Raw genomic sequence first — 14,643 nt, forward strand, 5'->3', positions numbered from 1 at the left:
CACCCCTCTTTTGGAGGGGGTTCGATGTAAAATTATTTTAAGGGTTAAAGCTTCAGCGCTTTCTGCCCGTTCTGCTTGCGGTTCCCTTGCAGCTTGGTGGCACAGGCCTTGTCTTGGCGCAGGATTTTCACCAGGGCGCTGGGAGTCAGGTTGAAGGCGGCTGCAGCGGCCTTGGTGTCGCCGTTCTTGGTGGCCATGATGTCGAAAACATGGGCGACAAACAGCGGGAACAGGGGATTGGAGGGTTGCAGGTGGCCGTTGCTCCCCGGGAATGGCATTTCGGGGTTTGCGGGTGCTTCGCGGACCTGCAGGGCCAGGGCCATTTGCATTCGGTGTAGCGCATGGACCTTGTTTTCGTGAGCGCTCCTGCCTTCGCAGGATTTGATTTCTAAATTGAATTCACGTAAACCGAGTAGAACGCCCGTGTTGGTCTTGTTGCGGTGCTGACCGCCGGGGCCCGACCCTTGAAAACCCTTGAGGGTGCAGGCACGGAGCAGTTCGTCCAGCGTCATTTTTAAATAGGTATCGCGATGCATACACTTAAAAATACAATTGTTATGGCCCTTGCGATTGGGGCTTGCGCCTTCTTTTCGGCTTGTGCGGGTTCTTCTGCCCAAAAAGATGCAGGCTCTGGTGAATCCGCCGAAGTCAAGAATGAAAAGGTGGTGCTTCAGGAATCCGATAAGCAGGCCATGCTCGAAACCATGTTCAAGAATTTCCTGGTCGCCATTCGCGAAGATACGCCTGCCGATGATCTCTATGCCATGATGACTGACTCTTCGGAATACTGGCTGGATACGCTGGAAAATCATGCCAGGGTGTATAAGCCTGAAGATCTGGACACCTGCCAGTTCTACGAAGCCTATTCCATTCTGCTTTACCGCCTTTATGAACGCGAACACTTGTGGCAGGTATCCGAAGACCGTATGCTTTGGCTTTACATGTCCAAGGCAGGAATCATCCATAACTTTACCAAGTTGAAACTGGGGCCCATGAAGGTCAAGAATGATCGCGGAAGCATCGGACTTGCAAAGAGCCCCGAAGTGCCCATCATGATTTTTGAATGGGACGACAAGGCCTGGAAACTGGACCTGGTTGAAACGGTTCCCCTGATTACGAAGGGTATCGAAGCTACTGCCGTCAAGAAGAGCTGGAGCAACAAGAAGCTGGCTCTTTACTGGCTGGATCGCGAATACCACATGACCTATTCGAGACTCGATGATTCCCTTTGCGAACCCATTGGCTTCTAGTGGTGAAAATGAATTTTTCGAAGATTGTCCTTGTAGTTCTAGTTTGTTTAAACTCCATGCTTTGGGCCGCCCCCAAGGGTAAGCCTTATACGGCAGGCTCAGCAAAGGTGCTGGGCGCCGTCGATTCCAAGAAGCCCTTTAGCGGTGACCGCCTTTTTGCGACGCTGGATTCCGTAGGTGGTACGGGAACTTGGATGGAGTGGGATATCAATGGCGTCAAGGATCCGTCGCTGATGGGGATTCTCGACCCTATGCTCAATGGCGCGAACAAGCCTGAAATGGTTTGGGTGATTACGGAACGCTCGAAGCCCCTCGCCGCAGTCCTTTTACCCAAGGGTAATGGCGAAACAATCCTGTTTTACGAGTTGCAGTCCCTCGATGCCAAGCCGGCTCCCTTGTCCATTAATCCGGTTCTTCGCCCCGAAGTTGTTTTCAGGGATTATAGACAGGTTTCCGAGACTGAATACGTGCATCGGGACAAGGTCAACTTGAATGTGAAATTGTTGCCGTCGGGAATGATTTTTTCTTACGACAAGAACGGTGACGAACCCCTGTACATGGTGAAGGATTATGCGTCGAAGACTCTTGACGAAAAGGCCTCTATCTTGACGGATTACGAAGATTACTTTAAGTACGAATATTCGTTGATGCTCAGGGCCTTTGTACAGTCGGTCCGTGGAGTATTCAATTGGCAGCCGTGGCACTGGTATATGCCTGCTTGGAATTCCAAGTGGATGCTTAAGCGCTCGGAGCTGGAAGCGATTCTTGTGCGCGGGGTGGCACCTCCGTTTTTCAGGCTTTTCAAGGCCACCACGGCGGCCGGAGAAACCATTGAATTCCGCACCAACGGAAATGGCTATTCGGAACTGGAAATTCGCCGCTAAAGATTAAATCTGGACTCCCGCTATTTGCTATTTTAGAAACGTGAAGCCCAAAGTACTTATAACTCTATTTGTGGTCCTGGGAGCGGTGTGTTCGTTTGCCCGGGTGGTCGAAGATTCCAAGAGCCGATTTGTCTTGGACGATGTCGTCATTGAATCCAGTGTTCACTCCTGTCTTGATGAAAAAGATAAGGGTGGCGTTTTCTTGCCTGAAAATGCCGCTTACCTGGACGGCAATTCGGTCCCGTTCCGCTATTATCGTGTTGCACTCCCGAATAATCAAAAGCCCAGTGTCTCGTTGACGGATTCTAAGGTGGTTCCCCTGGGAAAATCCCTGTGTAAGGGTGGACCCGGCGGTGCCGGAGATTCCTTGCGCTTTTTGCCGATAGACGTTTCTGCTCCGTATATGCGCGATGGCCTCTGGATGACAGATATTCGCGTTCCCCTTTATATCAAGAGCGGCTCTTCGGTATCCCTGCGTGAAAAATTTCGCCTGAAGGTCCAGTTCAATGGTTCCAATAATGGGGTCAACCCTGGCAAGCGAGTGCTTTCCAAGGTGGTAAACCCTGTGGCGGCCTCCCGATTCGGAGCTTCCCGGGCGAAGTCCATCAAGGCGCTGCGCAAGGAAGCCGGCGGAGTGGGTGATGTCTCGTTCCTGGCTAGATTCCAGGTGGGCGACAAGGGTGACAAGAGCATGTCGACCTTTAGCGAAGACGGCTTGTATGCGGTTCCCTTTAGTGAAATTCGCAATTCGCTTTTGCTGTGGCAACGCCAGGATTCCCTGGACGGGATCTCGGTGGATAGGATTTGCCTTTATGGTGCATCGCCGGATACTTTGGCCGACATGGGTCCCGGCGCAAGTGAACGCAACCCGAACCAGATTTTTGAAATTCCCATCGAGGTTCGTGACCATACTCCCGGTGGCAGCAGCGCCGACGGTATTTTTAATGAGGGCGACTCCCTAATTTTTGTGGGCTATGGCAATGCCTTCTGGAAGCGTTGCGACCGTGAAGACCCCTTCTTTATGAATGGGAAGATGGACTATTTCCATTCCTATTCTCCTTATTCCTTTTACCAGAAGTTCCTGTTCGGCTATAAGAAATCGGGCAAGGGACTGCGCCTGAGTCAAAGTGTTCCTACGCCTTCGGCTAGCGGCAAGGATGTCACCTGGATGCGTTATGCCCGCGCCGAAAAGGATGCCATCTTGCGCGACACCTATTTTGGAAAGGCTCTTGACTGGGAAAGGGCGACTGGCAAGGAATGGTTCTGGAAATGGCATGGCCGTCTGGAAACCACTCAGATTTCCTTCTCTGCCGAAGAAGTCAAAGAAACCGTCAATATGCCGGGAATGGTTGCTGGCGGCAAGCAGTATATGGCGGTGTCCTTCTTCCCCCATCGTTCCGTGTGGGCGAATTCCGCTGTGGAATGGAAAGACCAGCCCGAAAACCTGACGCTGTCTCAAGAAAGCTATGCGTATCGCATGGATTCCGTGACGTTTGCCATGGAGGTTAACGGCAACCGCGTTGAACGTTCCGACATGACTCTTATTCCTGGAGGCAATTTCCGCATCGATAACCCTGGTTTCCTTGCGAAAAACAATCAGTACGTTCTGGAAATGCTCCCTAACGAGAGACAGTTTGACCGCTTTGACGGTTTTACGGTGGCCTACCAGTGGAATCCCGTAGTGGATTCTGCAGAATGGCTTTTGCCGGGCGGTTCAGTCTCTGGTGTTATCAATGTTCCGGTTCCTTCCCAGACGAAGGTCATGAAGTTTTCAAACATGAAGCCGGTGGGATTCCTGAAGGCTTCGGGAACGGTTGCGAAGGATAGCATTTCTGCCGGTGAAGATGTCCGGTACCTGGCTGTTCGCGAGAAAGCTTATCGCTCGGGCTTGACAGTGGAGGGCTTGCCTGCTTATGGCAGCGGGGTTCTGACGGATTTGTCGAAACCCAACTCGAAGTTGGAATACCTGATTATTTCTCCGAACGAATTCATCGAACCGGCAAAGGTCCTGGCTGAATTCCGTAATGACGGCTCTGCCGCTGGAACGATCCCCACGTCGGTGGTTGCCTTGGAAGATATCTATAACCGCTATACGGCTGGCCGCGTGTCGCCGGTGGCTGTCCGTAACTATATTGCCTACGTCTATTCCGTGTGCCCGAATTTCAGGTATGTGTTGCTTGTGGGTGCCGGTCATTTTGATTACCGTGGCTTCGATAGCAAGCTTTCGGCTTCCTATTTCCCGCCCTTCGAAAAGGAAGACGGCGTGTATGAAGACTTCTTTGGCATCCTTGATTCCGGAGAAGTGATTCAGTATGGCGAATACGATTTGGATGTTGCAATTGGCCGACTGCCCGTTACTTCGGTGACCGAATTTGCAAACTATATCGAAAAGGCGAAGGATTACGAAAAGAAAGGTGTCATGGACTATTCCGACTGGCGTGCCACCTTGTTGCATACGGCTGACGATGCCAAGAATAGCGGCGTCGACGATAAGACGAAGCACGCCTGGTACCAGGAAAACCTTGTGCAGGCGATTGACAAGATGGCTATGACCAAGGGTGAACGCTGGAATTTCAAGAAGATTTACCTTCTGGACTATGCCGAAGATGCTGCGGGCCAAAAGAAAGATGCCGCCGAAGACTTTATCAATGTCATGAACCAGGGAGCCTTGTTTACGACATACTTTGGCCATGGTTCTAAAACGGACTGGGCCAGTGAAGGTCTATTGAAACCCAGTTATATTGCGAAGCTTTCGAATAGGGGCCGCTATACCATCTTGGGTTCCTTCTCTTGTACGGTGGGCCGGTTTGACGAAGGCAATGCTCGCTCCCTTTCTGAAGAATTCCTGTTGGCTCCTAGGGCGGGATCCATTGCGTCTGTTGGCGCCACCCGTGAAACTTTTGCGGATTACAATTCGGGTTTTGGAACGGAACTCTTGTTGAATTCCTTGATGGAAAGCGGCGGAACCATTGGCATGGCGATGCTCAAATCCAAGAGAGCCGCCAGCAGGACCTATGGAAGGCAGCGTTATAACAATGAACGCTACGTGCTTTTAGGCGAACCGGTGATTCGCATGCCCAGTAGCGATAGAAAAGTTACGCTGGATGGAACCTTGGATTCCATAAAGGCTCTTGACCATATGAAGCTGTCAGGAACCGTAGAAGGCATGAACGACGGCTTCGTGGATTTGGTATTGCGTGAAGGCCGTACGAACAAGAAGATGGATCTCCAGGTGAATGATGATTCCATCGATGTCTTCTATGATGGCGGCTTGATCTATTCAGAGAAGATTCCCGTCAAGGGCGGCAAGTTCTCTACGGACTTCGTGACGCCCCGCAAGATTTCGATTGGGGATACGGCTGCGGAATTTAGCGCTTGGGCCTATTCTTCCAACGAAAGCTCTGTCGGTCGTTCTTGGCTGAGAAACCTGGTCATCAGCGGTATTTCGGATTATGCGGATTCCCTGAACGATACGTTGCCTCCGTCGATTCAAGTGCAGTCCTGTTATGGTGGCGGCGTTGCGACTAATTTTGCCGATGGCGAAACGGTCAAGTTGCAGTCTCCAGCGTGCCTGCAGGTGATTGTGGAAGATTCAACGGCACTTGACTATAGGGAGCAGGCCGATGAAGGCATTTCCTTTGAGGTTGTGGGCGTCCAGGATCCCTTCCATCCCTGGCCTTACCTGGAACAGACTTCGAAGCGTGCGAAGCTGCGCATGAACTTTAGTTCTGAACAGTATCCAGCCGGCAAGTACGTGTTCAAGGTGCTTGCCAAGGATGTCTTGGATAATGTGTCTATCAAGACGTTGAATCTTGAAATTACGGATGACATGGAAGCTGGCCTTGCCGACGTGTTCAATGCGCCGAACCCCATGGGTAAAAAGGGAACCACCTTCTATTTCAAGAACTTGACTCCCGACGACAGAACTTCCAAGGTGGATATCTTTATCTATAATCAGAACGGTAAGCTGGTCCGTGTGCTGAAGGATGCTGTTTCGGGCGTGACCCATTGGAACGGCCATGATAATCACGGACGCCTGCTTGCGAACGGCTTGTACCACTATGTGGTTCGCAGTACCGTGTCTGCTAACGAGAATTTCGGAAAGAAAACTTGGACTAAAAAACAGAAACTATTGATTTCGAGGTAATTATGGATTTAAGGGAAAAACCGGGAAAGGTGCAGAAATTTTTGGAATTGATGCTGCGTTTCCGGTTGATTGCGCTGGTGGTGATGGTTGTTGCGTCCGTGACGATGCTTGCAAAGTCTTGGGACGAAATGGTCGCATTTCCGATAGCTGCTTCTGAAAGATTTGGCATGTGGTTTTTCGGTATCGAAAATCTGCAGGGCCTTTGGAGCTCTTCGCAGCATTTGATTGTCGCCAGTGTCGCTTGCATTGTAATGTTGTTTGTTTTTGGAGGTCTTCGCGCAGGGATTGCTTCCGCTGTGGCTCCGCTCCTGTTCTTTGTCGCCCTTTATGTGCTGGGCGGTAGCGAAGATATGGCCATACCCATGTATGGCGTGTTGGCGGTGGTTTCGCTGGTGCTGTTCCTTTTTGTGAAAATGTCCCTGGCCTGCATGCTGTTCCCTTTTGCACTTTTGTGGGTTTTCCTGGGCGTGCTGTTGAACTTGACTCCGGGCACTCCTGATGTTCCGAAGGATCTTGTTTGGGGCGTGTCTTCTGCGTTCTGTTTCGCTATTTCTATGGCTTATGCCTTGGTGGCCGGAAAGCATCTCGGTGCCGGAGTTCCCCAGGCGGGCGCTCTCGTGAAATCTGCAAAGCAGTTGCTGGTGCCTGTAGTTGTGGGTGCCTTGCTGCTGGACGTTGCGGTTTCTGTGGATATGCCCGGTGGCATTTACTGGCCCTTGTCCGTAGCTTGGTTTGTGGCTATTGCGGCTTGGTTCTACGTGTTCCTTTTCCCCATGTCCAGCTTCGGCCCTTGGGAACGCCTGCGCTCCGGTAGCCGCCGCGTAGAAATGAAGGACAAGAAGAAAAAAGGTACCGCTAAAAAGAAGAAGTAATTCGCCTTTCTAAAAAATGAAAGAAACCCCGTGCGATGCACGGGGCTTTCTTTTTTGTAAAAGGAAATCGGTCTGTTACACCTTTGCCAATTTTTTCTGTGAGCCACAAGCGACTCGTATTAACGAGTCGTGGTGGCGAGAGCGAGGCGAAGCCACGACTCGTTGAAAAAGTTAGAGCCGAGCGGCTTTTTTAAGAGCTGCAGCCTTGTCGGTCTTTTCCCAAGTGAAGCGGGCGCCGGTGCGGCCGAAGTGGCCGAGGGCAGCCGTAGCCTGGTAGCCGGGCTTCTTCAGGTCGAGCATCTTCACGATGCCGGCCGGAGAAAGGTCGAAGGTCTTAGCAACGATAGCTTCGATTTCGCGGTCGCTGATCTTGCCCGTACCGAAGGTATTCACGAGAACAGACACCGGCTTGGAGTAACCGATAGCGTAGGCGAGCTGCACTTCGCAACGGTAGGCGAGGCCTGCAGCCACGATGTTCTTAGCCACATAGCGTGCAGCGTAAGCGGCGCTGCGGTCAACCTTGGAGGGGTCCTTACCGCTGAATGCGCCACCACCGTGACGACCCATGCCGCCGTAGGTGTCCACGATAATCTTACGACCCGTGAGGCCGCAGTCACCATGGGGGCCACCGACCACGAACTTACCGGTGGGGTTCACCAGGTAGCGGGTCTTCTTGTCGAGGAGCTTGGCCGGAATCACCTTCTTGATGAGCTTTTCGATGATTTCCTTTTCGATCGTGGCGTGCTTGAGTTCCTTACCGTTCACGAATTCGTCGTGCTGGGTAGAGATAACGACGGTGTCCACGCGGACCGGCTTGTCGTTTTCGTCATATTCAACAGTCACCTGGGACTTGGCATCCGGGCGGAGCCACTTGATCTTGCCCTTTTCGCGGAGGTTCTGGATTTCTTCCATGAGCTTGTGGGCGAGGCTGATCGGGAGCGGCATCAATTCCTTAGTTTCGTTCACGGCGTAACCGAACATCATACCCTGGTCGCCGGCACCCTGCTTGTCGTCTTCCTTACCGTCGGCAGCCTTGGCGTCCACACCCTGAGCGATATCGGGGGACTGCTTGTCCATAGCCACGAGCACGGAGCAGCCCTTGTAGTCGAAGGCGAGTTCCGGATTCACGTAGCCGATGCCCTTGATGGTCTTGCGGGCGATCTGCTGGTAGTCAATCACAGCCTTGGTGGTGATTTCGCCAGAAATAACAACGAGACCGGTGTTCACGAGGGTTTCGCAAGCAACACGGCTGTTCGGGTCTTGAGCGAGGCATGCGTCAAGGATAGCGTCGGAGATCTGGTCGCAGACCTTGTCCGGGTGACCCTTGGATACGGATTCAGAAGTAAAAAGATAATGTGCCATTGTAGGCTCCTTAATGTATCCAGCACCGAAAAGAATGTCGCGTTTTTGAGCATTCCCAAGCGCTGAAAAAACGGGTTTTTTGGTTTTCTATGCATAAATCTACAAAAACGCATAAAGATTGACAACGCTTGTTTGCACAACTTTGGGAGATTTTTAGTACTTTTAACCTGATTCGCCAAATTGGGAATCCTTTTTATATCCCGCGGCAGGGTTATTGCCATTCCCGAGGGAATTTTGCCCTTAAAATTGTTGCTTTTATCCGCAAGGAATTTTCTTGCGAAGTTAACGCCTGTTTTGTGCGTGGCTTTGGTCTGTTTTAATTCGCTGGGAGCTACGGAAAAGGCTGTTTCCCTGGATTTTGTGGATACCCCCGTGGCAGAGGTGGTGCGCACCCTTTCGTTGGCCTATGATACGCCTGTATTGGTTGATGATGCCCTGGATTTCAAGGTGACGGTCCACTTGGATGGGGTTGGAGTACTGGAGGCGCTTTCGGCCCTGTGTTCGGCCAATGGCTTGGAATTAGTTCAAGAGGAATCCGTGTTCCATGTGCGGCGGGCTAGCAATCGGGGCAAGCATGAATTCTCTAGGCAGGACTCCTTGATTTCTTTGTCGGTGAAAGAGAAGGAGGTGAATGAGTTCGTGCGGGAGTTTGCCTTGAATTCCGGCTTGAACGTCCTTGCGACTCCGGGGTTGGAAGGAAAAATTTCGGGTGATTTGTTCCGGCTGCCAGCAGAGTCTGCCTTTCGAGCCCTGATGAATGCTCATGGCTTTCGGGTTTGGCGTGAAAACGGATGCCTGCGGGTGGGGCCCGGTCAAGAGGCTGCCAAGGAAAATGGTGACAAGATTCGGCTTTGGAAAGACGGGGATTTGTACACTGCCGAAATAGATGACGGCGATCTTTCCCAGGTGTTGAATAGGCTTGCTGAAGTTGCGGAATTGAACTTGGCTCTGTACGGCGAAATCCGCGAAAGCATTCGCTTGAAGCTTCACGGGGTGACACTGGAAAGCTTGATAGAGTCCCTGTTCAAGGGGCGGCGTTACAGTTTTGCACTAGAGGGTAAAACGTTGTATGTGAGCGAGGGCGGAACTCACAAGGCGCTTTCGACAAGCAGGCTTTACCCCTTGCGGCACATCCATTCTGAAAAGGCGCTGGCCTATTTGGGCAAGTTTGCCCCTAGCCCGAATTTTGTAGCCACCGAAATCAAGGAACAGAATGCGTTGCTGTTGGGCGGCTCCCATTTCGAAATCCAGATGGCGGTAGATTTGCTCAAGCAGATAGACATCCCCGCGTTGCAGGTGACACTTTCGTGCATCGTGGTGGAATTCAAGAAGGGCCGGGGCTTTGAAATCGGGCTCCATAGCGGAGCCACCCGTAAGACTGCGGAACGTGACATTGGGGCCCGGGGCTACTTCGATTTTATGGACAAGGATTTTTCGGTGGCGGGCGCCTTCGGAAAAATCGGGCTGCTGCCGGACCGCTTCGAATTGGAGCTTGCCTCGCTGGAAGAAAACAACCAGGCCGAGGTGCTGGCGCGGCCGCGGTTGACCACGCTGAACGGCAACAAGGCGGAACTCAACGTGACGAATACGGTTTACTACTTGGTGAGCCAAGTGTCTGCCGACGGTTACCCGATTACGGATTACCGCTCCTTTAACGATGGCATTTCATTAGAGCTCACGCCGTCGGTCACGCAGGAGGGACGCATTACGCTGGAAGTTTCGCCTGAAATCAAGACAGCGGGGCGCAGCTCTGGCGATGGCCCTCGTGATATTAGTACGCGGAATTTGAAGACGATGGTGGTGTTGAAGGATGGCGAAACCCTTTGCCTAGGCGGTCTCATTCGCAAGAGTAAATCCGAGGTGCGCTCGGCGGTGCCCTTCCTCGGGAGCTTGCCGCTGGTGGGGCGCTTGTTCAGCTATACCTCCGAAGAGGAAGAAGAAAACGAGTTGGCCATCTTTATCACGCCCCATGTGGAAAAGGCGGGGTTATGATGGGGCGTGTGAATGCGGTTGAGGCGCGGCTCTTGACGTGGGAATGTACCACCACCTTCGATGAAATTCCCGAGCAGAAAACGCTGGAACGTCTCTTTGAAAAAGAATTCCCGCAGACGTGTTTGCGCCTTCAAGAGAGCGGCGGTTTCTATCGGATCTGGCATTTGGTGTCCTTCAATTCTTCCGAGGGCAGACGCTCCCGGTTCCTGGTGGCGTTGGTGGATGGCACCTTGGAAAAATGCGGTGGGCGAGTGTTGCCGCGACAGGTTTATTTGACCGCCATGGCGGACAAACTGATTCGAGAGGCCGAAGCGTTGGGACGGGCGAGCGGGAATGATGGCAATTACTTGTGCTACGGCTTTTGTGGAAATGTACTTTGCATTTTCGTGTTTTTTGAGGGGCGGTTGTGCCATTGGTCCGAAGAGGCTGTAGAATTGAAACCGGCTTTGTCTCGATTTAGGCGTTTTCTACAGAACGATGCGCTGTTTTCCCGGGCGGATCATTTTGATGAAATCCGTTTGCAAGGAGAATTTGGGCCTGATGTATTGTTGGCTCAATTTAAAAGGGCTGCTCGGGATTCTTTTTGGCGTCGGCGAGACTTGCAGAAAATCGAGAGGGATGAAACAAATGGTTTGGTGTGGTGGCCTGAAATGTTGCGGTTTTTCGGGCGCAAAAGTTTTTGGTTGATGGCTGTTGTAGTGGCATGGCTTTTCTGGCGAGGGGAAGAATCTTTTTTGAATATTGAAAATCCGGTTCCGGTGGAACTCTCGTTGCCGCCGGAGTGGACGATGTTTGATGAACCTCGAGAAAAAAGTTCCAAGATGTATTCTGAGAAGAACGTGGTGAGGCCTAAATGCAAACTGCCTGAGTTCTTTTTGAAGGGGGTGGTGGCCGAAAAGCTGGCGGTGGTGATGCTTGCTTCGGAGGCTGGGGAATCCCGTGCGTTGTCCGTAGGAGATTCCTTAGAGTCGTTCGTGCTTCATGCGGTGGGGCGCGAGGGTGTAGAACTGGTTTGTGGCGATTCCGTCGTCGTGAAAAAGGTGGGTGCCCGTGAACCCTAAAACTTTTGCGAATCGGTCTGGCGCGGTTTTGCCTCTGGTTTTGGGAATCCTTTTGGCGGTGACCTTCTTGCTGACAACCCTTTTGCAAATGCCTGGTGGCCTGCGGCGGGTGATTGTGCGCCGTGCCCAAATGCTGCAACTGATTTATGACGGCGAGTCTGCCCTGATTGCGCACTTGGAGGGGTTCCCGGAGGGCTATTTTAAGGTGCCAAAAGTTGAACGCTCGCGGCAAGGTCCTTGGGTTGACTTGTCGGTGCCGGTAGGAGAAAAGCGTATTCACGTGCTGGCGGGTATTGCCTGCGACAGCGCTTGCGGAATGCTTCGCTCTTCCAAGCTTCGGCGTGAAATTTATGAGGGCTTCAGGCAGCAACTGAACCGTGAAATTACCGTGGTCCGGCCTCCTCTCGCATTAGAAATCAAGTCCGGGAATCGTCGGCTTCTGGGACTCGTATCTGCCGATTCGGCGGCCCTTAGCCGGGCGCTTTGGGTGCAAGAGGGGGACTTGTTTCTGGATTTGGATGGCGGCGGGAATCCTGCCGCTCGGATGTTTTCTGGCCGTTTTATTGCCGACGGCTCTATCGATGTGCGGGGGAGCGCTGAAGTGGACACGCTCCGGCTTTATGCTAGGGGACCGCTGTATTTACGGAGCTCGCTTCTACGGGACCCCTTCAAAATCCGCTGGTTGGAGGCTTTCAGTGAAGACCGTATCGAAATAGCCCAGGGGGTGGAATTCTCCGGTGTTGCGGTCGCCCGACATGAAGTGGCTTTTCCCCATGGAGTAGGCAAGGTGAAAATGCGTTATCCCTCTTTTGCAATGGCTCTTGAAAGCTCCGAAATTCCGGCGGCGGATTCGGTGCTGGTGCCCGACTTTGTACTCGGTCCCCTTAAACCTTTCCAGTGGGGGCTGCGATGAAAAACGGTTTTACGTTGATGGAAGTTTGCGTGGCTTTGGCGGTACTTTCGGCGGGAATCGTCGTATTCGGGCGTTATTTAGACGGCTTTAACCGCTTGCGTTCTTTGGAGCGGGAGCAGGCCCGGGCCGTAATCGAGACCGCCCAGGCAGTGGAGTATTTCGTGCAGAATGCGCCGGCTTGCCGCGATACGGTGTTCGCTTTCGGTGCGCCAGCAACTGCAATCTTGGTGTCCCTTGAAACGGTTCCCGGGGCCAAGCCTTTGGCCTGGCTCCATGCGTCGAAACCGGCGCCTCAGAAGGTTGTTTTTCGGAGGTTAATCCATTGCAAAAGAAACGAGCCGGCTTTACGCTGATAGAGCTCTTGGTGGCGGTCGTAGCGGCCTCGATGGTGTCCCTTGCGGCGCTCCAGGTTTATGGGGGCTACCTCCGCCTCTACTTGCACCTTTACGGCGACTACCAAAAAGAAACCGCCGCAATTCTCGAAGAACTGCGGCGGATAAATCCTTATTGTTTCGGCACTAGTCTAAGACGTTAGCGGTCTTGGCAGCCTTGGCTGCGGCCTTTTCAGCAGCGCGGGCCTTGTGCATTTCGAAGAGGTTGCCGATGTAGTGCATGAAGCTCAGCACGCTCACCGAGAGGAAGCCTACGGAATAGAGGGCGAGGAACGGTCCGATAATGAACTTCTGCGCACCGATGTATTCCAGAAGACCGAAGATGCAGTAGACGCCCACGCCCAGTTCCATGACGGCCTGCCAGGGGAACTTCTGGGCGTAGTGGCTCTTGGCCTTCTTCTTGGAACCACCGCTCTTCGGGGTGCGGACAAAGCTGCCCTTGGCACCGATGACGGCGGAGAACACGGCGCGGGAGTTGCTCACTGCAATGCCGACACCGAGAGCCATGAGGATCGGGAGGCTGAGCAGGCGGATCTTCCAGCCGGTGTAGCCGGAGCAGCGCTGTGCAACGAAGTAAAGAACAGAAGGAGCGATAGCGGCGAGGAAAATGAAGCTGAAACCGACGGTGTAGGCCCAAGTCGGCAGGTGGGCGACCGGTTCAAAGAACGCGAGCAGCGGCCATGCGCAGAGGGCGGTAAACAACATGCAGGGGTGAATAGAGTAGTGAGTCGTGTGGAGGATGGCGCCAATCTTTACGCGGAGAGGAACCTTGGCCTTGAGCACGCGGGGCAGAATCTTGATAGCGGTCTGGATGGAACCCTTTGCCCAGCGGAACTGCTGTGCCTTGAAGGCGTTGATGTCGTTGGGGAGTTCGGCCGGAACGATCACGTCGAACACGAACTTCATCTTCCAACCAGCGAGCTGAGAACGGTAAGAAAGGTCCATGTCTTCGGTCAGGGTGTCGCCTTCCCAGCCGCCACCGCCATAGATGGCCTGCTTGCGCCACACGCCTGCGGTACCGTTGAAGTTCATGAAGAGCTTGCCCCAGCTACGGGCGGACTGTTCCACCACGAAGTGGCCGTCGATACCGATGGACTGAGCAAGAGTAAGACCGGATTCGGTGCGGTTCAAGTGGCCCCAGCGACCCTGGACCAGACCGATCTGTTCGTCCATGACCAGGTAGGGGATCGTCTTGAGGAGGAAGTCCTTCTCGGGGACGAAGTCGGCGTCGAAAATAGCGAGGAATTCACCCTTGGCAACCTGCATGGCTTCTTTAAGAGCGCCTGCCTTGAATTCGGAACGGTTGGTACGGTGAATCAGCTTGATGTCGTAGCCCTTGGCGGCCAGTTCTTCAACTTTCTTCTTGGCAACTTCGTAGCATTCGTCGGTAGAGTCGTCCAAGACCTGAATTTCGTGCTTATCCTTGGGGTAGTCGATGGCGCAGACAGCTTCGAGGAGGCGTTCGACACAGTTGGCTTCGTTAAAGACGGGAAGCTGGGTGGTAACCTGCGGCAGCTCGTCCATGGAGTGTTCACGATAGAACTGCAGAATGTGCTTGCGGTCAGAGAGACGCGTGGTGCGGCTATTCTTCAAGAATAAGTAGATGCTATAGTAACAGCTAAAACCGTAGATGACAAGGCCGATGCCTGCGATCACGTAGACAACGAACATGATGTCGAGTAGGATTGTACTGATTGCCATATAACCGTATAACCTATATGTAAAACCTTTTGCTCCATTCGGAACTTGCGGCCAAATATAGAAACCTGC

Annotated in this window: 12 protein-coding genes; 9 read left to right on the top strand and 3 right to left on the bottom strand. The window is 52.9% G+C overall.

Going from position 1 to position 14,643, the window contains the following annotated elements:
* Positions 1 to 44: 44 nt before the first annotated feature.
* On the bottom strand, positions 45 to 536 hold the full coding sequence (locus tag ACJMNB_RS11755; RefSeq protein WP_405342665.1) for a peptide chain release factor-like protein: 492 nt from the start codon (positions 534 to 536) through the stop codon (positions 45 to 47).
* A 21-nt stretch (positions 537 to 557) separates the two neighbouring features.
* Between ACJMNB_RS11755 and ACJMNB_RS11760 the strand changes: the two genes are divergently transcribed.
* The 4 genes from ACJMNB_RS11760 to ACJMNB_RS11775 are packed head-to-tail and all read left to right on the top strand — an operon-like array spanning position 558 to position 7,153.
* A complete protein-coding gene (locus ACJMNB_RS11760) occupies positions 558 to 1,250 on the top strand; it encodes a hypothetical protein (protein ID WP_405342667.1) in 693 nt (230 codons plus the stop codon).
* A gap of 8 nt (positions 1,251 to 1,258) precedes the next feature.
* A complete protein-coding gene (locus ACJMNB_RS11765; protein WP_405342669.1) occupies positions 1,259 to 2,134 on the top strand; it encodes a hypothetical protein in 876 nt (291 codons plus the stop codon).
* Between the two features lie 40 nt (positions 2,135 to 2,174).
* Positions 2,175 to 6,281 carry a C25 family cysteine peptidase gene (locus ACJMNB_RS11770; RefSeq protein ID WP_405342671.1) on the top strand — a complete coding sequence of 1,369 codons (4,107 nt, stop codon included), beginning with the start codon at positions 2,175 to 2,177 and terminating at the stop codon, positions 6,279 to 6,281.
* A 2-nt stretch (positions 6,282 to 6,283) separates the two neighbouring features.
* Positions 6,284 to 7,153, top strand: coding sequence for a hypothetical protein (locus ACJMNB_RS11775; RefSeq protein WP_405342673.1), 870 nt, complete (start codon positions 6,284 to 6,286; stop codon positions 7,151 to 7,153).
* Between the two features lie 171 nt (positions 7,154 to 7,324).
* Here ACJMNB_RS11775 and metK read toward each other — a convergent pair whose 3' ends face one another.
* A complete protein-coding gene (gene metK, locus ACJMNB_RS11780) occupies positions 7,325 to 8,515 on the bottom strand; it encodes a methionine adenosyltransferase (protein WP_405342675.1) in 1,191 nt (396 codons plus the stop codon).
* A gap of 300 nt (positions 8,516 to 8,815) precedes the next feature.
* Here metK and ACJMNB_RS11785 point away from each other — a divergent pair, with 300 nt between their 5' ends.
* From ACJMNB_RS11785 to ACJMNB_RS11805, 5 genes are read left to right on the top strand one after another with little or no spacing between them, the layout of a single operon-like run.
* Positions 8,816 to 10,507: a type II and III secretion system protein gene (locus ACJMNB_RS11785; RefSeq protein WP_405342677.1), complete on the top strand. Its 1,692-nt coding sequence runs from the start codon at positions 8,816 to 8,818 to the stop codon at positions 10,505 to 10,507.
* A complete protein-coding gene (locus ACJMNB_RS11790; RefSeq protein WP_405342679.1) occupies positions 10,504 to 11,568 on the top strand; it encodes a hypothetical protein in 1,065 nt (354 codons plus the stop codon). Before ACJMNB_RS11785 ends, ACJMNB_RS11790 begins: the two co-directional genes overlap by 4 nt.
* Complete coding sequence (locus ACJMNB_RS11795) at positions 11,558 to 12,481, top strand: hypothetical protein (RefSeq protein ID WP_405342681.1); 924 nt, start codon at positions 11,558 to 11,560, stop codon at positions 12,479 to 12,481. The genes ACJMNB_RS11790 and ACJMNB_RS11795 overlap by 11 nt, the downstream gene beginning before the upstream one ends.
* A complete protein-coding gene (locus ACJMNB_RS11800; protein ID WP_405342683.1) occupies positions 12,478 to 12,834 on the top strand; it encodes a type II secretion system protein J in 357 nt (118 codons plus the stop codon). Before ACJMNB_RS11795 ends, ACJMNB_RS11800 begins: the two co-directional genes overlap by 4 nt.
* Positions 12,804 to 13,016: a PilW family protein gene (locus ACJMNB_RS11805; RefSeq protein ID WP_405342685.1), complete on the top strand. Its 213-nt coding sequence runs from the start codon at positions 12,804 to 12,806 to the stop codon at positions 13,014 to 13,016. Before ACJMNB_RS11800 ends, ACJMNB_RS11805 begins: the two co-directional genes overlap by 31 nt.
* Here ACJMNB_RS11805 and ACJMNB_RS11810 read toward each other — a convergent pair.
* Complete coding sequence (locus tag ACJMNB_RS11810; RefSeq protein WP_405342687.1) at positions 13,000 to 14,574, bottom strand: glycosyltransferase; 1,575 nt, start codon at positions 14,572 to 14,574, stop codon at positions 13,000 to 13,002. The two genes, ACJMNB_RS11805 and ACJMNB_RS11810, sit on opposite strands and share 17 nt — an antisense overlap.
* Between the last annotated feature and the right edge of the window lie 69 nt (positions 14,575 to 14,643).

Source organism: Fibrobacter sp., assembly GCF_045131395.1.
In the GTDB taxonomy this organism is placed as follows: domain Bacteria; phylum Fibrobacterota; class Fibrobacteria; order Fibrobacterales; family Fibrobacteraceae; genus Fibrobacter.